1 protein-coding gene is annotated in these 477 nt (G+C 73.8%); it reads right to left on the bottom strand.

Going from position 1 to position 477, the window contains the following annotated elements; genetic code table 11:
* Positions 1 to 477, bottom strand: a 477-nt coding sequence (locus tag ACFHW0_RS31780) for a ketoacyl-synthetase C-terminal extension domain-containing protein (RefSeq protein WP_416613318.1), incomplete at both ends; no start/stop codon positions are given.

Genomic DNA, 477 nt, shown 5'->3' with positions numbered 1-477 from the left:
GAGCCGTGCCGCCTGCCCCGCGAGGGCGCGCTTCGACCGCGCCGACACCGGCCACACCACGACGTCCGACGCCACCAGGCCCGGCCCGGACATTGCCGGGGCCACCGCCTCCGGCTCGTCGGGCAACTCGATGATGACGTGGGCGTTGGTGCCGGACATGCCGAACGACGACACCGCCGACCGGCGCGGCCGGTCCACCGCCGGCCACGGCCGCGACTCGATCGCCAGCTCCACCGCGCCGGCCGTCCAGTCGATGTGCGGGGACGGCTCGTCCACGTGCAGCGTCGCCGGCACCATGCCGTGCCGCATCGCCAGCACCATCTTGATCACACCCGCCACACCCGAGGCGGCCTGCGTGTGCCCGATGTTCGACTTGATCGAGCCGAGCAGCAGCGGTTCGTGCCCCTCGCGTTCCTGCCCGTACGTGGCCAGCAGGGCCTGCGCCTCGATCGGGTCGCCCAGCGTCGTGCCCGTGCC

Source organism: Micromonospora sp. LOL_025, assembly GCF_048060285.1.
Taxonomy (GTDB): Bacteria; Actinomycetota; Actinomycetes; order Mycobacteriales; family Micromonosporaceae; genus Micromonospora.
The sequence above is the reverse complement of the archived record's forward strand: the minus strand, read 5'-3'. Positions and strand labels throughout refer to the sequence as shown.